Consider the following 23,573-nt stretch of genomic DNA (forward strand, 5'->3'; position numbering starts at 1 on the left):
AGATCGGAGAACCCTTCTGTCAAACAAGTATTGTATGAACAAAATTGGCCGTAATGAACGCTGTCCCTGCGGAAGCGGAAAAAAATATAAACATTGTCACCTGAAAAGTGGGATATATGAGGATAAACCAACTGCGGCGCCAGACGTGGCCCCTACATCTGTCCTGGATGGACTTGATATACGTTATGACAGCGCCATGTTGGCTTGTTTGATAGGTGCATTGCAACTGTATATGCCCAACCATGAAAGAAATGTGCGTTTGGAGTATCTGTTAGGGAAGGTCCTGGCTACAAGAGACACCGGGTTACGTAAACCGAAGCCTGTTTACCCGGCGTTTAAAGAAGCTGTAGAAGCATTCGAAGACCATGCTTATATGGAAGACACACTTACAGGCACTTTTTCAGATAATGTAGTATATAGTGAAGGTAACGCCATCGTATTCCCCGGGCAGTATGGGGATCTTACCGTTTTGTTGAATCAATTGATGGAAGCCATCTTTACCATGGAGCATACGCTTCCTGAGGAGTTTGTTTCAGAAGTAAGAACGGCATCACACCTTTTGTTGGCATTGAGCAATTTTGCAGCAGAGAACCTTAAAATCGGCCGTAACCTTTTTGAGGAAAACGACCGGGATCATATCCTTGTACCAGACGATCACTTGCTCCTTAAAATGGAGAATGCCATTCGAACAAAGTCACGGGTACTGGCTGCTTACTGCGGGAAAGTAGGAATGGATTACGAAATATTGAATGATTTCATTATTAATGAACACCAGCCGGATTTACAGGATGAGGAAGTCGCCGCCCGGCTGCTTGCCACAAAACCCCTTCTCGTCGATGGCGATGACATTGTATTGGTTAACCCTGGTGGGGTGGTGCCTGCCGTTACCGACTTCATTTTCCGGCAGGCTCATAATCGTCATTGCGCAACAGAATTGGCCCGGGTAATGAATATACGCCAGCAGGATTTGGTTAAACGTGCGCTCCGCCATACGGGTTGGAGTTCCATGGCCGTACCATTACCGGCGGAAGGTACCCTCGCACATACCCACGAACAACTATTTGCCTTTGATCGCAATAAACTTGCCTACGTATGTTTTGTGCAGGATCATGTGCCCCAATCTGTTGAGGGTAACTGGGCGCCGGTAGCCGGCTGGCGACAGCCCTCGCCTTCGGCTCATGTTGCCAGGGCCTCACAGGTGATCACCTACCTGAGCGGGCAACCAGTAGTCAGCAACAAAGAGGTTTTTTGCCTTTTTGTTCGCGGTGAAATCGCACCTGGCGGCATTTGGGCAATACCTGTCGCTACAGAGAGCTATTCTTTGGGGTTGGCGCTGTCAGAACTGGAGGCCATTGCCTACTCGAAAGGAACCAATATGCTGACACTGTATAAGTTTGCTAAATGTTACATGCATACCAGATCAACTGTGGGTATGTTTCTGACTGGTGGTGTATTAGACGCATTTGAGATCTACCTGCAAAATAAAGGTAGCCTGCTGCCAGTCAATGATGAACATCCCCATGGCGGAGTGATGGCTTTTGCACCTGGTATCAGTGGCAATTATAACAGAACTGTACATATGCAGATCGATGCCCATGCCGTTCCAATTCACTATGGTACGAGCCTGGCATTTGCGAAAGTAATTCGTTATAGGAGCTATGCCCCTATATATGTCGACAGGGAACATCCGGAACGATTGAGCATCGTCATTGAAGATTTTCCTATACCGGTCTGGATCATCGATACATCGAAAACCGAATTTGGCGAGCATGTCGCTGAAGCCATCGCGTTCTGGATGCATAAAATGCGCAAGCCTCTTCAATCATTGTTAAACGCCCGCGCATTGATGAGTGTTGAAATAAATGTGGCAACGGACCCTGCACTAGCGCAACGGCGGTATGTACATGAAACTGTCGATACGTCCCAGATATTAATTGACTGCCAGCAAATGCAGCATGGTATTCAGCTGACGATACCATTTGCATATTTGCATCTGGTAAAAGAAGCTGATAACCGCGCGGATAGACTGCTCATGAATAGTGTGCTGACGGGGTTACATACCTACATGCAGGCTCACGGACAAGCGGAAAAGATAATAGCTGCCAACATAGGCGCATTGGTAGATGATACCCTCAGACCAGACCATGCCAAAATGCTGTTGTTGCTGGATCCTATGGATAATCCCTGTTTTGATACGGTCGACCTACCGCCCATCCAATATCTGAGTAATCCCGATATAAGCTGGGTCCTGGCCAATCTCGTACACTATCTCCCGGTGGGAGTAACGGTACCTAATAAGGTGGAGACTCTGGCCGAAAAAAAAGAACTTGTCGACCAGATTGTAGATGGCCTGGCGATTATGCTTACTCATTATATTAATGAATACGATGGCATCGCCTTATTGGAATGGCTCATCAAACTTAATGAACGGTGCATTCGCAATAAAGAATTTAAAGAAATACAGGTGCCAGCAAAAATAGCCTGCTTTAGCGACTACGAAACCGAAATTGATCGTATACTGGATGAGGAGACCAACTTGACCACTACCGCCCATGCTGTTCGTACTTTGATTGAATTTGTGTCTATACTGCAGCCGCAGGACACCAAACAGCCGAACCTCGATGACGTTGATCTGCTATTGGCATTTACAAATCAACTCACAGAATGGGGCGCAACAAATGAGGCCATGTATATGGGAATATATGAGCCGGAGATAGGTTTGCTTCCCTCGGGAAGGATAGGTACAAGTAAAGATTTTGAAGCTGAATGCCTACGCCCATACGCTGTTGCAAAAACGGAAGCTGAATTATTTGGCTACACAGAGGATTTTGCCTTTAACTACGCACCGTCTACCAACCAACGTTCAGAAACGTATATAACCCAGGAACACCTGGTAGGCCTTGACCTGGCTTTTGAACAGGAGCTGGGCGTTGCATTTTCGAGACTGAATTTGATGGTGGATATCCTGGCATACCACGGATTTGAGCAGCAAAAAAGCTGCATTGCCATTACCGGTACGCAGGTCAGGGAAATACTCGCGAAAGCTCACATACCGGTGCCATTTGCAGAAAACGAGATCATCGCAATGTTAAAGCTGTTAACATCGGTACCCCGGCCGGCGCTCATGCAACCGCCTCCCGGAGATGCCTACTCTTTGCAAGATGTTTTTACCTGGCGTTATAACCGCCAGTTGGGCTATCTGCGCAGGCCATTGGTAACAGTACAAAGTGGGGGAGAGGTTGTATACTTATATGGATTCAGGCACCTGGTTGCAGCTATGCGGAATATGGAATTCCTGTTGTTCACCGGTAAATATCCTCAATTTGTAAAGAAGGGAGCGCTTGAAATCTGGTTGGGCACCATTCAGCATGCAAAAGGGAAACCTTTTAGGGATCAGGTGGTTGCCTGGTTTAAAGAGCGGCCTGGCCTCCGCGTGATCGAACATGAGATTACCCCCAAGCATTTGGGTGCACAAAAATCATTTGGCGATATTGACGTACTGGTGATTGACGACGTTCAAAAGATAGTCTATCCCATCGAGTGTAAGAATATAACGGGCGCAAAAAACATATTGGAAATGAAGAAGGAACTTGATGATTACCTTGGTCGAAAGCCCAATGATAAAGATGCCCTTGTAAATAAACACGTTAGACGCAATGAATGGCTAGTTGCAAACCCCATGGCCTTTAAGCATTTCGTGGAAAATCCCGCACAATACAAAATTAGGTCCCTTGTACTCACTGCCGATGAAATGGCCCTGACATACTTAAAAGGAAGAACGATTCCTATGGAGATCAAATCGTTCGCCCTCTTGCGTAAGTACGGGATCGGCTATTTAAAGGGAACAACAAAGTGATTATTGAAGTAAGTAGCGGCGACGGTCTTGATATGTCAAAATGCCGGGGCAAAGCTGTATATTACAATTTTGTTTGATCAAGTGGCAGCTGCCTTTTTCAAGAATAAAACCTTATTACTTTATGGCAGCATCTTATTTGCCATCTTTTTTTGAAGTGAATATCCCGGTTGCAGACAATCTCAGTAGTATTCTGGAGATGAGACCAGAGGTCCAGGCCCTGTATGCACATGAATACGTACATTTTTTACAAAACCTAACCACCAATTTTGGGCTACTTAGGACCTGGAACCAGTTTGACCGTATCGTGCAAATCATTAATTATGTACGGCAATCAGGTCCTGATATTCAACTGCCATTAACAGGGGAGGTGATTGAGCATGAGAAGAATAATAGAATCCTGCTGCGTTGCCTGGAAGGAAGTGGCTTTCGGGCAGTGCCTGAACGCAATTCGCACGATTATTCCATTGTGGCGGTAGAACAGAGACGGGATCCGCTACTGGATGAAACCTTTGCAGTGGATTACCTACGCCATATCGTGCTGAAACTGCAACTCCAGGATTTACCGGAGGTCGACTATACATTTGGAGAAACGGCCATCGCTGAAACCATGGCCTATCTCATTGAATCGAAATTTTTTCAGATCGAAGCTCCTCAAAAATGGCCCTACCTGGCAGGCAAAGAGTTTGCGCAATTCATATATCCCCCTGTAGCTGCAGATAGCGAACTTTTACTAGCACTATGTGATATTTCTTTGATGCATCCGGTGCCTGGTTGGGCCTTCTTTACTCTTTTGACCGAGATGGCCGCGTCAGTGGCACCACCGACGACTGCAGAAAAGCTCATTGATTTTGCCCGGGTATCTTATGCCAGGCGCGGGTGGAATATCGATAAGCAACTGGAATCAGCCAGAGACGGTGTAATGAACCGTATTCAAACACTGTTTAATAGTCCGTTTTTGGAACCTACCAGAAAGTGGTTTGAGAACATCGTTTACCGGGCGGCCGACCTCAGGGACAGCCACTATAAATTTATACTGGAAGTATACAGAAGTAACGATTTATTTAAAGAAGGGCTGGTTGATATGGTAGTAAACCTGGGTGGTCCACACACCATCAACGCTCTTGGTAACCGGTATATAATAGCCCCCCACGGCATAGGAATCACTGCCGAAGATATTCATCCACAAAAGCTCAAAGCCCTGGATCAGGTCCATGATATGTTGCTCATGCCGGCAGCCATCTACCGATGCAAACTCCTGGACATATGTAGAGATTCGGAGCCTGCTGATCTGGTAGACGAAAAATGTCGAGATAGGCCTTGGGAGCGTACTCGATATGACCGCCTCTGTCCTTTCTCAGTACTTTGGAACTATTATGAGCTGGACAAAAAGAGATTCCACTTTGGACAAGAACAGATATATGTAACACCCTAGCGCCATTGTACTAAAAGACAACGCGCAAAAAAAAACTAATAACAAATACCGCAATTTCTGACTTCAATTCTTAATGGCGGCGATAATGGAAAGTCGCCCCACGTAGTAGAGTCCGCATAACTTCAGATTTTTGCGCCGGCAAGCTTAATAAAACTGTTCAAAAGTATGCCCATTGCAATCAACCTGAACAGAGATAAAGAAAATATTACAGCCTTTGCCATATTTCCTACTGGAATAAAATAGTCTATTTTACCGTTAGCCATTACCATGATGACATAATACCAGATAATCCCGAGTGGGAACACCGTTAGGCTGGTGGGCTGATCGCTAAGTTCCTTTAAGATCTTTGCTTCGTGGTCATGTAGATAGGAAAGTGTTTGTAAGGTAATCTCCCTGCTTTTTGTCTCACTGGAGTTGATATTTTTAAATGCGTCAAGGACTTTTTTATTTTTCGGTCGTTCCAAATTGTCGTAGAGATGTTGCCAACTTCCATTTGTAAAAGAATAGATGTTAAAATATTCCGCCTCACCTCTGATTGAAATCTGTATGTCGCGGTGGAACATCATTAAAGTGTTTGCATCATACAAAAAGACGTGCATATCAATACAAGACCGATCGCTAAGGTATTCGTGGGGAGGTCTGCCGAACCGTTCATCGAGCTTTTTAATTGCGCGTGGGATAGCTCCGCTCACCTCTACACCATATACTTCTTTAACATGCTCGCTAATATCAGAAGTTGTCATTCCCCGACTGTACATGCCTATGATAGCCTCTTCCAGCTTATCACTCATCCGTTGTCCTTTGGGAATAAGGGCTGGGTCAAATTCACTATTGCTGTCACGAGGAATATTGAGTGCGAGGTCGCCAAGAGATTCGGTTTTAACCTTTTTTTTGTAAGACCCATTACGGCTATTTCCTGAATTGCGGCCTTCAGGGCTATGCTTCTCATAACGATATGCTCATCTAGTTCTGCTTTCAGCATTTCCTCGACCCCTTGCTTAAAGAGACCATTAAAGAAGGTGTGAAATTCTTCCTTACTCCTGAACTGCTTAAAGAAGTCCTTGGGGAATTGTGGGTGTTGATTGTCCACAATACTGTATTCAAAGTTAAAAAATATCGGGGGCAAATCCAGCCGCCGTACCCAGCAGGTGTCGTTTCGTTCGGCTTCGCTCCGCTCCGCCTCACTTCACTCCACCTGCTGGGTGGTATTAACTCGTATACAGGTCCTTACTAGTCTATTTACACAAAGGATTAAATACTACCAAATTTAAATACACAGTACACTTCTGCTATTTTTAAAATTACAACTAACTTATGGTTTCTAAAAAACCTAACTCTTCAGGATATTTTTTGAACCCCTTTACCTTTACTTTGGCGTCCTTAAATGCCTTGTTTGATACATTTAATGAGTCTATACTCGACCAATCCTTTCTAATTCTTTCCAGTCCTAATTTAGCCGTATCTTCATTATCTGCCTGCAAAATTATTTCAACTTTATGTCTCAATTCTTCATACTTAACTGACATTTTTCTATACGATTCGGCTTTCTCAGTAGGCTTAAGGAATGTTTGAAGACCTGTTAAAATGGCAATTATCATACCTCCAATAGGGATTATTACTTGGACACTATCTGATAAAATAGAGATTTTAGGGACTGCTCCTATGGAAATACCAATAATTAGAGCTGGTATACCAAGCCATAAATTGAGATTCTTCCATCTAATTGATGTAAAACGACTTGCATATTCCATTGTATGAATTTTTCTCATCCAATCCAGAATTAATTTTCTAGTTTCCTCCTTCATTGTTAACAATTGCATGATTTAAAGATTCCAATAATATCTGTGCATTAATAGTAATTTTTCTATTAACCGTAGACTCTTTTATAATCGTTGGCCCTACAACATTGGATTGACCTACTCTTCCTTTAACCGTACTAAATAAAAACAACGTAGCTGTCAACTGTTTTGAATCCACTGTCGAACGGTGATATTCACCAGCCTTAATTTCGTAGCTATCACCATGCTCATAACTTTCAATGTCATGTTCTTTTATAGAAACGAATTTACCTGTATTTTGCGCTATTGATGTTTTCTGATTCACATTGTCAAGATTATTCCAATGAATTTCGAAGAAGCTAAATTCAGATTCAAAAGATTGTTCAGTAACATCAAATCTTTGATTATAAATTTCACCACAAAGAACTCTGCTCTGAGCATAAAATTGATGAGAATGAATTGAGAACATCTCAGCCTTTTCATTGTCTATAAATTTCTTGAGCGATTCATGCCATATATGCAATCTTAAGAATTCAAATGACTCCTCTTTTTTGTCATTATGATATAAAGGTATTGATAAAAATCCTTGTGAGCCAATCGTTGCCAAAATTTCGCTTCCTTGAAGATTCATAATTGATCTATAGATGAATGGCCAAATCTCTTTTAAACTCTTTATATACGTCTTTGTGTTTTGATGCTGATTAAAGTCTGCTAGCAACAATGATACAGCGCAAATTCTGTCGATGATTATCTGAAAATATGGGGATAAGTGAGACGCTTTTAGTTGAATTTCATTTATTGTAATGCTTTCTTTTGAATCAAAAATTAAATCACTTAAAACTTCTTTCTTGGGGATGTTTTCTTTGAAACTATCCGAAAACGTGGGGACTATTCCTTTTATAATTTCAATAAATTCTTCAATGTGAACTTCTTTATTAATCATAAACACATATTATACCGCGATAATTAAAAAAAACTCTAGCAAATCCATATTGGGGGTCTATATTATAAAAGAAGCATCAATAGCTAGCAGTTAAATATAAACGAAGCGAATAAAGATATAAATAATAAATTTTATTAAAGTGTTATTCTTGGGGTTTTGAAATCATAACTATAGTCATAGAATTTAGTACTTCATAAGGGATTGAGTAGCCACTAACAAGTGTTTTCTCCGCATCATAAAACATATGAGAAATATCAGGAAAAGAATTGATGTCAACTGCACATTTAGCATTGGGATTATGATACATTACTAAGCCATCCCCCCAAGCTTCTTCGTAATCCTTATCCATAATGTCCATAACCTTCCGAATAGGCTCTACAGACCCAGGATCTGGATTGTATATATCCATAAAGCGGATCATTCTAGTATCACTTAATCCCAACCCAGCCATCTGACCCATCCGATTAAAAGTTGTAAGTGTAGCATTGTTGGAAAATAGTATTGCACTTACATTTTCCGCCTCTGGCAACCCAAAAAAACCGGATTCAATTCTTTTATTCTTCCATTCATGTTTTTCAATTTTTTCATAATTAAGGCTTACCCCATATTCGGTTTGCTTTAGTTCTAGAACGATCTTACCATCCTCAGCTAAACTATATTTTGGCCGAATCCCATATAGATAGTCAATTAAAGCATTTCTCGACCAGGTCATTGAGCCAAGGCTTTCCAAAGTTGACGCTTTATGGAAGTCATGAATAGCAATAATGAATGGTTTCCCCTTCACATGATCTTTTAACCAATATTGCTTCTTCAGTTTGGTGGTTAGCGAACTACCAAACTTAATAGGCATGTAGTCTCGACTCAGAAGAAATGCTTCTTTAGAATCTTTAGGAGATGGTTCATCAAAGGAATCACTGTGATTTACAGTCACTGCTTCTATAGCAAATTCGTTACCAAAATAAGATACCAGATAATCAGGTGCATTAAACGAATTATCAAAAGAAAAACGAGCGTTATATAGATAAATGTAAAGGTATAATTCCCATAATCTGCTGTCAAATCCAGTGGTTTGAAAGTCTTTAATATAGTTTCCGTCCACATCGATAAAACTATATATAATCTCATTGATAAGATTCCGGGCCCCCTCATGACCTCTTTGTTCAGTCAATACTTTGAAATACGGGTGCAGCTTTTCCTTTGGCACTTGGAGCTTTAGAAACTCATTGGGCATTTTCCTTTCATCTCCCTGTTCATAAATAGTCAATCCGTCATTTTCATATTTTAGTAGTGATTTTCTTAACGCCAATTTTGCCTCTTCCTTCGTTCGAAAGGTGCTAGAAGCAAAGTCTATAGCTCGAAATATCTTGCGTTTGTCTCTGCCTAATATTAAAAAACTATACTCTGAGTCTCTGTCTATCACGATAGTAGCAATTAATTTATAATTAAAAGCTTCAAACCATTCCATTTCTTCAAAAAAATAACCAATATGCGCTGACCGAGAGTAGCAGTAAACGTTAAATTTTCGAAGTGAAATTTCCTTAATATTCATAGGCCTATTATAATTTTTAGCATTTAAATATCAGTTTTAAAATTTTATTGATACATCCATTTGGACTGTAATATATATTAGAGGTATTGTCGTATGCATCATGTAAATATTATATAATTAATTCCATCTCTTACATAACACTTTAGTAACTACTCCAAGATGGGTTCTATTCCTGAATTGTATTTTCATTTTTCTTTTGTATTATAACATACAACACCAAACCTAAAATATCTTCCGCCTGTTGGCACAAATTGGAACTATTACGCTTAAATTAATCTTAATACTGTCTAAACTTTTGGGCAATTCATTATGAGTTAGCCCTTTTATTTATTCCTTAGAAACGCTGTTAAGCCAGGCTATCATTTTATCATCTAATTTTACGGCTATATTATAGTCTTCGTCAAAATCCTCCCCTTCTTTACCTCCATGATGAATACCAACAATATTGTTCACTCCATTTTGATTCATCCAAAGTGGGGCACCGCTGTCTCCAACACGGGTAAATATCTGATAGGCAATAAAATTATTATTTATTTGCAAACGATTTACAGGCACACTTTTGTTGATAAGTGTATCATGCTTTGTCTCCGGTGTATTGGCAAAGTAACAAGGATACCCAGTTAAATTCAGTCTTTCTTCTTTCATTGTAATGGTATCCAGTTTTGAAATGCAAAAAAATGAACCTTTATATAGTCTTCTGAGTTTATTCGAATTTAATATTTTTATTACTGCCAGATCTGCATCTCCATCTTCATAATATTTTACTTCAAAGTCATTCTTTTTAAGTGTAATCCAGTCGTCTTCTCCTTTATTGGGTGCGCTAAGAGCAATTTCCCTGAGAAATGCTTTGTTACTTACAACATGACGTGCTGTTACTAAAGTATTATGACTGATAAAAGACAGGGTTCCCCAATCTGGTTTCTTGTTAATAAATGTATACCTGCGCCTAGTCTCTATATGAAGTATCTGTTGATAAGGCGATTTTAGCGTTTCCTCACCAAGTATCTTTATTACAGCGTCAATCATATCATATGGTCCGCAATGGTCAGTTTCACCACAATATTTTTTAATTTGATCTCTATTTATATTTTGGGCGAAAACACTCCAAGGAGAAATGATGAATAACAACAAGATCTTTATATTCATAATTTAGCTATTTAATCTTTACCCTATTGTGCAAATTAATAAGCGGTATATCGACGGCGAGAAACACACTCCATCTCCATGAAGGATTATTAATTACTGCTGTATTGTCCACATTTATTTTTGACAAACCGGGTCCGTATTGTCCTCCTGCTCCTATTGAAAGTGGCAGATTACCAAAGAAGCCATACACAACAAATAAGCCAGGAGAAAAAATCTGTCCCAGTTTAATTTTGTAATCCTTGGAAATAGCATTGGCATTGGTGGTTCCGTTGTCGATAACCGTGGAATCCTTTTTAAGATTGTAATCAACGATTGCACTTAGGTCAATGAGCGAGCCGAACAAACCGATTGAGCCGCCTGATTTCCAGCTTAAAAATCCAGGAGTATAGGAAATGCCGATGGGTGCGATCACTCCGAATTTGCTGGTCCAGGAACTGAAGGAATTATCTTTGTCGGATAAATAAGCTCCTAGATAAGCTTGAACAGATAAGTTGCTGACTGTATTCTTTTTAACAGAAGAACTTCCCACGGGTAATACTGCATTTTCTATTGCTGCCTGAACATCTTCTGGTTTCTTGGCTGAGATTACATTCGCCATAAATAATCCATATGGCTTCAGTTCTTTCAGAAAATGAACCAGCTGCTTTAGCCTGTAATGCCCCAATGCGTCCGATACATCTCCATTGATGTTTCTCTCCAGATCCCCCTGAATTGCCTCGATATCTTTTTCCTCTATTGCTGTAAAACCGGCACTATTTTTCGTCATCTTTTTTACTGCCTTCTTTTCTGAACCGGCATAAGAAGTGATTCCGGATTTATCCTTTAGTTTCGTGAAATCAATACGTTTATCAGTTACCTTTGAAATCAGGTCAAACTCATCGACAAGATCACTGAACAACTGGGCGTATTTTTTAGAATAACTATCCTTAAAGATATCATTGGCTTTTCTGACAATCGGGAATATATCCAACTGGATGGGTGTCTTAACATAGGAATTGATGATCTCAACACTGCCTTGTACGATATCAACCGAGGTATTGATATAATTATAGTAATCATCGTTTGTGATAGCTGTATGCGAAGCCTTTTTATCAGCAATATCTTTTACAACAGCATTCACTTGAGTGGCAAGCACGAAAAATTCATTGAGATTACTACGGAAGGTGATAATAGACTCAGTGTTGGATTTAATCAGTCCCGCAAAAGTATGAGAGCCTTTATCTTTATCGTAGAATGTAATGTTATCATGTTTTATTTTCTGATAGACAAGTGAAAGATAGATATTAAAGAGTATCTGGTCACTCACTAGCTCTTTGAGTTCTTTTGCGGTAAGCCATACATTATCAGTACCACTTTTAGCTGGATCATTCCTGATACTTTCGGAAAAAATAGCAGCTACAGTCAGCATGCTGCCAGCATTTTTAAAACCTGGTGTACTATTGCCCGACTTCCATTCTGGGAAAACTGAAAACTCCAGTAAGATTTCTGCTGTATTACTAAATCCAACTTCCAGTTCACGAACAATTCTAATCGAACGTAAGCAGATCTTTATTTCGGGGAAATTTTCTAGTAATGCCTGATACCTAGGAAGCTCCATCACATTATCTATCTTTTCGGTTATCTTTTCAAGGTCGTCAAGAAACGCTGTTTGTAGTGCCGGTAGCATCTGTGGATAAGAAAAACTCAGGAGGCTTTTTAAGGTATTTGTTGTTTTAGGAAATAGAATTTCAAACTCAGGATTCTTCTCTGAGAATTTTCGAAAACGTTCAAAAAAAGCGATCGTTAGTTCCTGCTTTGCCCGCTCTATCAGAAAAACAGATACATTGTTTGCGAGATCAGTGACATCTATGCCACCTGCCAATGCAGTAATAGTTTGCAATACATTTGATCCCGCTGCCGTTCTTTTAATATAGCTATCCTTTGCTGTAAATGGGTTATCATTCAGAGAATCAACCAAAACTTGTACATCTGAGGTTGTGCAAATATCTGAAAAATTGGCTAAGTCAGTAGCGTCCAGCGGTATTTTACCTGTTGTAGCGTTCCTCAGGCTTATTAAATATTTTGCCTTGTAATAAATTCCCTGTTGTGCAATACAAAGGATGGACGACATTGATAAAATAGCGGTGAGTAAGTGTTTTTTCATGAGGTTTAAAGACTTTTGAAAAGTTTTACGGGATTGATAATTCGTTTCTGATTATTACCGCCTATCGGGTCCGCAGTGGTATAAATTTTATTCAGGAGATTATTTTTGTCCCAATGTTTATCCCTGTTTTTTAGAAATGAAACAGCCAGCGCAGCGATCCCGGCAACAATGGGTGTAGAAAAACTGGTTCCTGAAGCCGGAGACGGTATGTCACCGACTCCATATGATTCAATATCTTCACCAGGGGCATGCAAAATAGTTTGAGCATTGAATGTAGTTTCAGTGCTGATTTGATCATTCAATGTACTGGCTCCTATTGAAATACATTGTTTAAAAGAAGCGGGATAGAAGTCTTTGGGAACAGCAGATTTACCTGCGCTGGCAAAGATCAGCACCTTATCAATACTCGGAATTGAATTCAAAGACTGTCCAAGCTGAATGATCTCATTCCCGACCAGTTCTTCACTATAGCTGACAGAAATAATATCAGCTCCTTTTTTGATTGCCCAGGTAATACCATCAATGACGTATTGAAACCTGGGGATAGAACCATCAATACTAAACTTTCCAACCATCAGGGTTGCTTCAGGAGCAATGCCGATCAACCAGTCCCTTTTATTAGCCGCTCCAACAATCGACGCACATCTGGTACCATGCATAAGCGTATCCTGATCATTAATGACCAATGGTATACCCGGGTAGTCTGCAGGCTGAAGCAGCATGTTGCAATTCGCCATTGTTATTTTGGAAAGTAAATCTGTATTTGACTTGCTAAATCCAGTATCCAAAATTGCTACGGATGCATTTTTACCCTTTTCATTGTAAGTATTCCAGATACTTTTTATGTTCAAATGATCAAACCAGGGGTATGTAATTTGACTATCCGACTTTGCTATCGAAATTTTCAAGAATTCAGACACCGGTATGGCGTGCTGGACGCCGCCAATCCAATAATAGTTATCTCCTTCGTCTCTCAACCATATATCGCTGTCATCATAGACATCCCCTTTATATAACTTCCCATCAACCTCAATTTTACTTCCCGGAGCAAGATACTGGTAACAGGCAGCATTCAACCGGGGACTACCAGCACGAATGTTTAAGTACTTATCTTTTACAGTTACTTTCATTAGCCAACTCTGTCTGTGATTTTTATAGTAGTTGTATCTGAATCTTCCTTCCTTTTTGAGGCTATAGCTCCGCGTAATTGCATTAATTTATTCAGCAGATCGAACCAGAACGGTGCGCCCAGAGAAATAGCCAGAGCGGTCAGGATCCATCCACCTATTGTACTGCCAATATCTGCGTCCTTCTCAAAATTCATGAAACCTTTCTTCCAGCCTAATCCAAGCAGGTCATTGACCTTTCTAATGTCATTTTCTACTAATGTCTTTGCCTGACTGACAAGACTATCTTTCAGATGCTTTGCATCATTGTATTGAGCGTTTGCATTTGCAGCCAGAGAGTCTTTCCCCGCAACAGATAATGATTGCATTTTTGCAATAGCATCTTTTGAATCCTGTAATTCCTGTTCAAGATTAGGATGTGCTTTTACAAAATCGTTTGCCTGTGATACGATTTTCTCCGTCAGGGTAGGGTTATTTTCCAGTTTCTTAACAATGCTGATTGTATCCACATTAAAAACAGTCGCAATGGTAAGTCCAATAATCATCAACATTAACTGGGTCCATTGTTTATACCAACCTGATGTTTTGACCATCATCTTGTTAAACCAATCCTCCAGTAATGCTTTGAATTTCTGTACATCACCCTGAGAATCTGCCCAGATTGTATTCAGATAATCTATGGTTTCGTTGTCAATCTTCACCTTATCCCAGGCCAGCTCTTTTTTATCAAGGCTGTCCTGAATCTGGTATTTTATGGGATCTCCCGGTTTCATATTTTTCCCACGGAGTAAGTCAGTTATCACACGGGAGAAGGTATCAGGCTCAATGTAAGATGGACATCCACTAATAAAGTTGCCTGTTTTAAGAATTTTTATTAGTGGATGATTATAGAAAATGGTAGAGAATGATTTCTTCTTATTTGTAGCATGATCCAGTATTACGAAAAGTGAATACCGGAGAATTAATCCACGTAATTGAATATTAGTAGCTACAATTTCCTGAATGATGGTTGCCAGTAAACTATAAAGAAGATAAATAAAAGTAAGTCCAATGACGACAGATAATGCTTCATTGCTAAACATGGGATATTATGATTTGAGGTCTTAAAGCTGATATAATCAAAACCGTTTCAAGTTAGGGGTAACAAATCTTTCCCGCAATACCAACTAGTTTGTATTTTTAATACGGAAAGAGGCTGTTTTCAACATCATGTTAGTAAATTGACTAATTTTCTTATCTTCGTTTCGACAGGTAGAAAGAGCTAAAAATCGTGCAAAACAGGCGCGTTTTTTCAGAGTTTTAAATACCCTGCCATTCATTTGACTTTCAGGATTTATAAAATATTGATATCCAGAATGATAGTATTCCTGTTCTGGGCACGCAATGGCTCTGTAATCAATTGATTTACAGGGTCATTTTTAATTTATGATTGTCAATAATTCACAGATTTTAACCCTTTCTACCACTATTGTCGACAGTCAATTGACAAGCAGAAATTGTCTTATCTCACAACTGATTCCCGTTCTAAGTAATCACCCGGGAAATTACAGCATTACCTCCGGCATCAGAGAATCGGGCGTGTCTTAAATGGCAGACCTGAAAATGTAAACATGTCAGGACGGAAACGTATGCAGGTAAAATCTCTGAAAATTTCTTCTCCCCCTTTTTACCTCTTATTACCTATTTCTCTCTCCTCTCAACGAAAACAATTCATTTAAGGCCACAACGCTGTGGCACGGCACGTACATTGATCATTGTAAATTTATAACCCAAAAGCCACAACGAAATAAATATTGGATCTTACCTAAACAGAAAAAAGGGGCAAAGAAATTTATTTTTACGATTATGGACGTGGGCCTGGACAACGCCTGCAATTGGTGTATTCACCTTGTCTAGTCCGGAAAAAAGTTTACACCTAAAACATGTAAACTATGATTCCGAAACAACGAATTCAAGGCATTAAAGGCAAACCAGGACGTCAATTCCAGTATGAACTATCCTTCATGCAGGAAGAGTTAAATAAAAAGAGATAACACTACCGGAATTATTTCCTGGATTTCTGTGATTCGGCCGTTACCTATACCCACTGAATAATGAGGGATAATTTCTATTTCTCACTAATCACTTCAAGAGTATCCCGTACCGGTTTTACAATATTCAGGCATTCGCAGTAAGCTTTCTTTTTTGCCATAATTATATTGGCTAATACGCTTTCCTTTAGGAAACTACTATACAAAGTATAGTAGTTTTGTTTAATTTTGGGATCCGATTATTCAAATTTATACCATTATGAACGCTGGTAAAAAGATGCTCATCGGCCTGCACCTTGGAAACGGATATGGCTCTCAACCAGGAGCCTGGCGTATGCCGGGAGTAGATTCTAAGAGCTATACAAGTTTTGATGCGAGGGTCAAACAAGCCCAGGCAGCTGAACGCGGTAAGTTGCAGTTTATATTTCTGCCTGATGGCCCAGGGGCGATTATGGCCGATATAGAGACCGAATCGCCAGGTTTCAACCTTGATGTTATGCTCACCCTGGCCGCAGTCGCACGCGAAACCGAATATATTGGTTTAGTTGCCACGGGATCTACCACATTTAATGAGCCCTTCAATCTGGCCAGACAATCTAAGGCGTTGGATATTATGAGTCACGGCCGGGCAGGCTGGAATGCTATTACTTCAAGTGGTGAGGATGTCGCTGCGAATTATGGAAAAAGAATACCATCGGGCGAAGAACGGTATGGACGCGCGCACGAGGTCGTTCAGATAATCCAGGCGCTTTGGGGCAGTTGGGGGAAAGACGCCTGGGTGCACGATAAAGAGACTGGTCAGTTCGCGCACAAAGATCAGATTATTCCGATCAACTTACAGGGCAAATTTGTCGGCTCAAGAGGCCCTCTTTATATCCCTCCGTCGGAGCAGGGCCAGCCCATTATTTTTCATGCTGGCGGTAGCCCAAATGCATACGAGCTGGCGGGGCGTTTCGCCAATGCGGTAATTGGTGCAGCATTTACTATTGAGGATGCGCGTGCCCAGCGCAATGCGTTTAGAGAAGCCGCAAAACGTTTTGGGCGTGAGCCTGATGAGATTAAATATATTCCTGGCCTGATGACTACAATCGAAAAAGACAGGCGCACAGCACTGGATCGCCGAATTCAATTAACAGAACATTTATTCCCTCAAAGAGTAGCCTATCTTCAACAAATGCTTGGCATCCCCCTTGATATTAAACGACTTGACGAACCGCTCTCAAAAGTGCAACTGGATGCCGCCCGCCCGTCCCGCTATGATCCACGCTCACCCCATGCACTTCAGATTGCAAAACAAGGCTGGAGCCTGCGTGATATATTGGCCCACGGAGTTATAGATTATCACCCTGTAATTGTAGGTCCCGGTATCGAAGCGGCAGACCATATGCAGGCGTGGTTTGAAGCAGGTGCCGCGGATGGATTCTGGATTTCACCAGACGTTAATTCGGACGGCATTGATGCCTTTGTGGATGAAGTGGTCCCAATCTTGCAGGAACGCAGGCTCTTCCATCAAGATTACGAAGGCAAGACTTTACGCGAACATCTTGGTGTCCCAGATCAATACGGAATTGATCCCCGAGTTGAAGAATTAAAATATAAAACAAATTAATATATAGAATATCGAATTCGGAATAAACGGATCTGGCAATATTGGTAGTATACAGGCTGCTTTTCAGCTCCAGATCATCAAGTTTGCATTTCAAACTCGTGTAGACAAGAAACGCCAGACGAAGTAGTTGAGAAAGCCGCGTAATTCCGGTGACAGGTCAAGCGTAAAAAAGTTTCATTAGTGCCTACTTTTGTATCATAATAACCGTTATAATTTGGCAGAGCTTTGTCCTTATAAAAAATAAAATAATGGCAAAAACAATTTTTATAACTGGTGCATCGCGTGGATTCGGCAGGATATGGTCAGAAGCGTTTTTACAACGTGGCGACAATGTCGTTGCGGCTGTTAGAAACCCTGAAACATTGACCGGACTTAGAAAGGAATACTCGTCAAGTCTTTTGGTATTAAAACTTGATGTAACCGATAAGAACGCAAGTTTTGAAGCAATTGAAACCGCAAAAACTCACTTTGGCCGCATCGACGTATTAATAAACAATGCCGGCTACGGGCACATTGGAGCTATAGAGGAGTTAAACGAGCAGGATGTCAGGACGCAGTTTGAAACTAATGTGCTGGGTTCATTATGGGCTATACAGGCAGTAGTACCTATCATGCGTCAGCAAAAATCGGGGCATATTATTCAACTTTCAAGCGCTTTGGGTTTGAATACGGTATCATTGATGGGACTGTATAGTGCATCCAAGTTTGCAGTTGAAGGTCTTACTGAAACACTGGCTGGCGAAGTAAGTGGTTTTGGCATTAAAGTAACCATTCTGGAACCTGGTGGTTTCTCCACAGATTTCTTCGGTACCAATTCGCTTGTACTTAGTGAATCAATACCGGCCTACGATGACATCAGAAAGGACTTTTATGAGCATGCTAATGAGCAGGATTCCGGTAACCCTGCAGCAACTCCCAAAGCTCTTCTTAGCCTCGTGGATTCGGAAAATCCGCCATTAAGATTACTATTAGGTAAAACTGTTTACCCCTGGGTAAAATACACTTACGAAGAGCGCCTGAAAACATGGGAATCATGGCAGGATGTTTCTGTGGAAGCACATGGTTTATAGAAGTTCAAAGTCAACAGAACCCGGATTCGCCGGGTTCTGTTTTATAATTAAGTACAATGAAACATTTCAAAAAAATCAGCGATCTACATGATGCTCTCGGTATCAAGCCGCCTGAGCAGCCCCTTTTCAGTGTGGCTTACGGTGAACGGGATGCTTGCACCGGCACCAGCGAACTTGAATTTACTTCAGCATTTTACATTATTGGATTCAAAAAACTGAAATCGGGGCACATGCTGTACGGGAAAACCAGGTATGACCATGACCTTGGCACCATGTCATTTATTAAACCGCAGCAGAAGGTGTTTTTTCAAAATATGGAATTAGAGGAAAAGGGGTTTCTAATCATCATCCATGAGGACTTTTTACCTGGAACGTCCCTTTACAATGATCTTAAAAAATACAGTTACTTTGACTACGAGGTAAATGAGGCCCTACACCTTTCTCCCTCAGAAGAAAGTGTTATCTGGAACCTGTATTTCAGCATAGAAAAGGAATATAATAATAATACTGATGAACATAGCAAAGCGATCATCGTCAGTCATATTGATTCCATGCTAAAATATGCGCAGCGATTTTATAAAAGACAGTTTATTCACCGGACAGAATTAACGGGAGCGACGGTTACCAGGTTCAATGCATTACTCGCTGCTAATTTCGAAGAAAGAAAATCGAAAGATACCAGGCTACCCAAGGTAGCTTCTCTGGCAGAAAAAATGAATATATCTCCCCGGTATTTAACTGATCTGCTTAAAGAGGAAACCGGCAAAACAGCGTTAGAACTTATTCACCTTTTTTTGATCGGCGAAGCAAAAAATATGTTAACAGAGGGCGAACTGAATATTTCTGAGATCTCGTCGTCGCTTGGTTTTGAGAATCCAACCTATTTTTCGCGTCTGTTTAAAAAAGAGGTAGGAAGTACGCCAAATAAATTTAAGGACAGTTGTTGAATTAAGGTGATTGATCTTGGTATGGGTATTTAGTTTAAGAAACGGATGGCAATACATCCGTTACGGCACGAATAAGTATCGGTCAAATAGAAAACGGTGGTTTCGGACTTTCGGCAGAATTGGTAGTCAACGTTCCTGGCGTAAGCATAGAAGAGGCATGGCAACTGGTAGAAAAAGCCCATCAGGTTTGCCTTTCTTCTAATGCAACACGCGGTAATATAGAAGTAAAACTGAATGTAACAAACAGTTAAGTTTACCTTACAGAGCATGCCTCTTGTTCATGGTCTATAATTTTAAAAAATGCCTGCCCTTTGGGCAGGCCAGTCCGAGATTATTATCAAAAATCGAAATTCTGATTTCTGCCATATGGATGTCCTGATTATTCCATTTTCGGATTTTTAGGAAATAGAGAGCGGTTAAATTCCACTATCTCCTCATGCGACGGTTGAGTAGTGCGTTCTGAGAATAGCTTAATCACAGAATCCCTGATTTGCGGTGCCACTTCCCTTATACCATCTTTGAGCGCCTGTTTCAGTTCCGTTACATTTAATTCCGTACAATAGGCCGGAGTTCCTGGCTGTTGTCTCCACGAGCTTTCTAAGTTACCCGCATCAACGACATCAAAGCCTGCTTCATCGATAAGTCCGGAAATAATTTCCTTAGCTCTGGGATCATCTCCTGATACAGCAATAGCTATGCGCCCAGGTGTGCCCTGAGGTTTCCCACCGGATACAAGGGTTTGCGCCAAAAGATTATTAAACGCTTTAATAACTGGGCGCCCTATTTGTTCAGAAACCCAAACGCTTTCCACTTTACCATTCTTTATTTCCTCTATGTCAGCATCACGGAACGGATAATAATTGGATGTATCCACTACAATGGTCTCCTTGGCTATTTCGTCAAACAAACTTTTTGACAGGCTGGGAATGGCTATCGTTGGCACTGATAATATAACCACATCTACACCTTTAACCACATCTCCCACGGTCGAAGGCAAGGCACCTAATTCTTTGGCCCGCTTCTCTAGTTTATCAAATTCACCTGAATTGCTTACTAAAACCTGATGGCCTGCTGCAACCATTTTTTGGGCAATAGTGCCTCCAATGGCACCCGTACCTATTATTCCAATTTTCATTCTTTTATTTTTGAAAAATGTTATTTTATTCTGATTACCCTTTCAAGTTCTGCTGTTATTTCCTTGGTGGAAGATTGTTGATAGCCCGGTTAATATCGATAGCATGGTCTACAAAACCTTTAGGATAATTACCCGACACTATGTTATCAAAATACTCATTACCAAGTTCCTTCATTTTACTAAGGGCCAGTTCTTGCTTTTCTTGTAACTCTTCTTTTTTTGCTCCTTCTTGCGAAAACAACCGTGCATGTGCTTCTCCCATTCCTCTCGCGGCCCCTGTTATAATAGCAACTTTACCTTCGAGTCTTTTCATTTTCGTCTATCTAATTGGAAATTAATTATACTATCGAACACTTCTTCTATGTTACTATTCAGCATTCCAAAGTGTTAACCCTCCTTTGTTAAAGACTATATTTAAATTATCCTTTGCAAAGTTAGATACTTTTACTTTCCTTTGTATAGCACTTTCCCAAAGGAAAGTAGAATTTCAAAAACGAAGGCTTATGGCACAAAAAAAAACGCACTGCGATTGTCTTAATACTATAAAGCCTGTTCGGGACGCGCTTGACGTAATCAGTGGGAAATGGAAATTGCCTATTATAATTTCGGTGGGTGTCGGCAATGACCGCTTTACTGACATACAAGAAAGTATTCCCTTGATTACTCCTAAGGTTTTGGCAAAGGAGCTCAAAGAGTTAGAGCAGCATAAATTGATAAAGCGTATTATTTTGGGAGAATATCCTGTTAAAATCTCTTACAAGTTAGAGCCTTATGCAAATACCTTGACACCAATAATTTATGCGCTCAAGGACTGGGGAATAAACCATAGAAAAAAAGTAATGGACCGATGACCATGCTTTTACCAATTATAGGGCAGCTACTATTACCCAGATGCGGATACTAAAGAATTAGTAGAAATTTTACTACCCTTAAATGAATTTTCGATATATTCGAATAACTTAAAACACTATTAATATGGCTATTAAATTTACTAGGAAGGTGGAAGTCATTAATCGTGTGAAAGCCGAAGGTAAATTTAATTACATGAATTCAGGAAAAGATGGTGAAATGAGAAAGGCTATAAATACTCATGTGATTGAAACCAAACGTGATTTCGAACACAAAGAAAGAATGTCTAGAATAGCAGCATCTCAACTAACTCTTACGGCATAGTCTGCAGTATTCATCTTATCAAAATAATAAAAAGGTTCGCTTCAACATAAGCGGACCTTTTTATTATTTTGAATTTAACATTCGTAAAAGCGGCGCACTTTTCATTATCGTGATTTAGCGCCAAGCTATCACGTTCAATCTGATAAACAAGCTGTAATTGTTCCGGTGTGTATTCCGCTCTTGCACGATCGCTGTAAGCGGATTCGGTAAAATATCTTCTTGCATGTGCAAAGCAGTGGATCGGTGTTATATTATTAGTGTCGACGATGCTATTATACCCAGAGTACGCGTTGGTTTGCGGCGTTCCATAAAAATCCTTAATGGCTTATTTGGTCACACTTCACCAAGGCTTTAGAAACTGGAGAAGGCGTTGCTGCCGCGTCATTCCCCCTTCCCCGATCCGGCAGGGTTCCAAACGATGGGGAAGGTATTTGCACAAAATTAGATACTCCCCAAATATATTTTCGTTCAATCCGGTCGCGGATATAATATAGACATTTTTGGTGACTCAAAGGCTCACGTTTCTTCTAACGGTAAGTACATACCTGTCTTTATCATCAACCGGCGTACGATAATAATCATTAGTATCAGAAATGCCTATTATATAGCTTCCAATATTCCAGACATGATGACGGTCCTCACTGGGATCATCTTTTGATGATCCAAAACTAGATTCATAACTCCATTTTCCACTTTCAGTCCCCAGCTTTTCACTAGCTATCTTCAAAAATGTATCATTCTTGCTAATGGTAACAAAAACGCGATAGACGGTAGAATCTATACCAATACTAACCATTATTTTCTGAATTGATGACCCAAAGAGCTGGAGGCTGTCTGTTTTCTTTAGTAGAAAGAACCCTGTTTCGTAAAGGCGGAAGGTAGGAGAGGGAATATCTAAATTGCGTATTGGCGTTTTAATGTTGTTTTTGATATCAGGTAGTGGTTTTGACAGTATATCGGTCAAGAAAATAAGCTCAGCGGGAATTTCTTGTTTTACCTGGCCCAAACCATTTTCAAGCGAAAAGAGGAAACAGATAAAAAATGCACAGCGGGGCAGGGATTGAATGAACATTTTATTTTATTAATATTAACGTGAGTACTGTTAGTGAAAATAAGATTTTTTATTGACGCAGTACCAGAAAGTTAGTATCAAGGTTCAAAGCGCGGCACACGTTGTTGAAACGATGCTTGATCGATATCAATAGTTATATCCTCTCGATGTACTTTGATAATACTAACGTACATCGGTATATATTTTTCTTCAATTTTTTTTGTCGTGTATTTATTTCTTCATTAACTTGCTTTTATAATTATCATACTTGTATATAGCTATCGATAATGAGTTGACCTTTTCAGTAAGAAATCATTATTTTGTGATACATATGACAAGAAGGTAAGCGTTTAACGAATCTCGTCCATCGAATCTGACAGTTTACTGTACGAGGTATAAGTTAAAGCGCTCAACCCACATAACAAGGGTTGGGCCTACTTATGCATTGGGCAGGGCTACCGAAAGGTAGTTGGCTTTGTCAGAGCCAGATGGACAATGCGGGTGGGTTCCAGCCCTTATTATATTCCCTGCACTCGAAAATGCTTCCTCCTCCGGGTATTGCGCAATCACTTCTTACTCTCTTT

At 40.4% G+C, this 23,573-nt stretch carries 18 protein-coding genes and 1 pseudogene; 7 read left to right on the forward strand and 12 right to left on the reverse strand.

Going from position 1 to position 23,573, the window contains the following annotated elements; translation table 11 throughout:
* Positions 1–34: 34 nt before the first annotated feature.
* Positions 35–3,856 (forward strand): YecA family protein, encoded by a 3,822-nt coding sequence (locus tag CLV42_RS34220; RefSeq protein ID WP_211303545.1) that lies wholly within the window; start codon positions 35–37, stop codon positions 3,854–3,856.
* Positions 3,857–3,977: 121 nt separating this feature from the next.
* The gene (locus CLV42_RS27535; RefSeq protein WP_146154496.1) at positions 3,978–5,288 is read left to right on the forward strand and encodes a hypothetical protein; all 1,311 of its coding nucleotides are present in this window, start codon (positions 3,978–3,980) and stop codon (positions 5,286–5,288) included.
* A gap of 650 nt (positions 5,289–5,938) precedes the next feature.
* Here CLV42_RS27535 and CLV42_RS34340 read toward each other — a convergent pair.
* The 8 genes and pseudogenes from CLV42_RS34340 to CLV42_RS27580 form a co-directional block, all read right to left on the reverse strand.
* A pseudogene (locus CLV42_RS34340) lies at positions 5,939–6,378 on the reverse strand (transposase); the annotation flags it as partial.
* A 217-nt stretch (positions 6,379–6,595) separates the two neighbouring features.
* Positions 6,596–7,093 carry an SLATT domain-containing protein gene (locus CLV42_RS27550; protein WP_106605162.1) on the reverse strand — a complete coding sequence of 166 codons (498 nt, stop codon included), beginning with the start codon at positions 7,091–7,093 and terminating at the stop codon, positions 6,596–6,598.
* A complete protein-coding gene (locus CLV42_RS27555) occupies positions 7,077–8,009 on the reverse strand; it encodes a hypothetical protein (protein ID WP_106605163.1) in 933 nt (310 codons plus the stop codon). The genes CLV42_RS27550 and CLV42_RS27555 overlap by 17 nt, the downstream gene beginning before the upstream one ends.
* 142 nt (positions 8,010–8,151) lie before the next feature.
* Complete coding sequence (locus CLV42_RS27560) at positions 8,152–9,558, reverse strand: hypothetical protein (protein ID WP_106605164.1); 1,407 nt, start codon at positions 9,556–9,558, stop codon at positions 8,152–8,154.
* A 327-nt stretch (positions 9,559–9,885) separates the two neighbouring features.
* Complete coding sequence (locus CLV42_RS27565) at positions 9,886–10,704, reverse strand: trypsin-like serine peptidase (RefSeq protein WP_106605165.1); 819 nt, start codon at positions 10,702–10,704, stop codon at positions 9,886–9,888.
* Positions 10,705–10,711: 7 nt separating this feature from the next.
* On the reverse strand, positions 10,712–12,847 hold the full coding sequence (locus CLV42_RS27570; RefSeq protein ID WP_146154499.1) for a hypothetical protein: 2,136 nt from the start codon (positions 12,845–12,847) through the stop codon (positions 10,712–10,714).
* A 5-nt stretch (positions 12,848–12,852) separates the two neighbouring features.
* On the reverse strand, positions 12,853–13,977 hold the full coding sequence (locus CLV42_RS27575; protein ID WP_106605167.1) for a S8 family peptidase: 1,125 nt from the start codon (positions 13,975–13,977) through the stop codon (positions 12,853–12,855).
* A complete protein-coding gene (locus CLV42_RS27580) occupies positions 13,977–15,056 on the reverse strand; it encodes a hypothetical protein (protein ID WP_106605168.1) in 1,080 nt (359 codons plus the stop codon). The genes CLV42_RS27575 and CLV42_RS27580 overlap by 1 nt, the downstream gene beginning before the upstream one ends.
* Positions 15,057–16,263: 1,207 nt before the next feature.
* Between CLV42_RS27580 and CLV42_RS27585 the strand changes: the two genes are divergently transcribed.
* The 3 genes from CLV42_RS27585 (at position 16,264) to CLV42_RS27595 (ending at position 19,630) form a co-directional block, all read left to right on the forward strand.
* On the forward strand, positions 16,264–17,613 hold the full coding sequence (locus CLV42_RS27585; protein ID WP_106605169.1) for an NtaA/DmoA family FMN-dependent monooxygenase: 1,350 nt from the start codon (positions 16,264–16,266) through the stop codon (positions 17,611–17,613).
* A 248-nt stretch (positions 17,614–17,861) separates the two neighbouring features.
* Positions 17,862–18,683 carry an SDR family NAD(P)-dependent oxidoreductase gene (locus CLV42_RS27590; protein ID WP_106605170.1) on the forward strand — a complete coding sequence of 274 codons (822 nt, stop codon included), beginning with the start codon at positions 17,862–17,864 and terminating at the stop codon, positions 18,681–18,683.
* Between the two features lie 56 nt (positions 18,684–18,739).
* Positions 18,740–19,630, forward strand: a complete 891-nt coding sequence (locus CLV42_RS27595; protein WP_106605171.1) for a helix-turn-helix domain-containing protein — start codon at positions 18,740–18,742, stop codon at positions 19,628–19,630.
* A 379-nt stretch (positions 19,631–20,009) separates the two neighbouring features.
* On the opposite strand, the gene CLV42_RS27605 is transcribed toward CLV42_RS27595, so the two are convergent.
* On the reverse strand, positions 20,010–20,789 hold the full coding sequence (locus CLV42_RS27605; RefSeq protein ID WP_262510013.1) for an NADPH-dependent F420 reductase: 780 nt from the start codon (positions 20,787–20,789) through the stop codon (positions 20,010–20,012).
* Between the two features lie 31 nt (positions 20,790–20,820).
* Entirely contained in the window at positions 20,821–21,078 is a 258-nt protein-coding gene (locus CLV42_RS34510) for a hypothetical protein (protein ID WP_211303546.1), read from the reverse strand.
* Between the two features lie 190 nt (positions 21,079–21,268).
* On the opposite strand from CLV42_RS34510, the gene CLV42_RS27615 reads away from it, so the two are divergent.
* Complete coding sequence (locus CLV42_RS27615) at positions 21,269–21,616, forward strand: winged helix-turn-helix transcriptional regulator (RefSeq protein ID WP_106605173.1); 348 nt, start codon at positions 21,269–21,271, stop codon at positions 21,614–21,616.
* 124 nt (positions 21,617–21,740) lie between these two features.
* On the forward strand, positions 21,741–21,938 hold the full coding sequence (locus CLV42_RS27620; protein WP_106605174.1) for a hypothetical protein: 198 nt from the start codon (positions 21,741–21,743) through the stop codon (positions 21,936–21,938).
* Positions 21,939–21,948: 10 nt separating this feature from the next.
* Here the strand turns inward: CLV42_RS27620 and CLV42_RS34640 are convergent, their stop codons facing one another.
* Together CLV42_RS34640 and CLV42_RS27630 are read right to left on the reverse strand one after the other, a co-directional pair.
* Positions 21,949–22,260 (reverse strand): IS66 family transposase, encoded by a 312-nt coding sequence (locus tag CLV42_RS34640; RefSeq protein ID WP_106605175.1) that lies wholly within the window; start codon positions 22,258–22,260, stop codon positions 21,949–21,951.
* 186 nt (positions 22,261–22,446) lie between these two features.
* The gene (locus tag CLV42_RS27630; protein WP_106605176.1) at positions 22,447–23,010 is read right to left on the reverse strand and encodes a hypothetical protein; all 564 of its coding nucleotides are present in this window, start codon (positions 23,008–23,010) and stop codon (positions 22,447–22,449) included.
* Between the last annotated feature and the right edge of the window lie 563 nt (positions 23,011–23,573).

This window comes from Chitinophaga ginsengisoli (assembly GCF_003014595.1).
GTDB lineage: Bacteria > Bacteroidota > Bacteroidia > Chitinophagales > Chitinophagaceae > Chitinophaga > Chitinophaga ginsengisoli.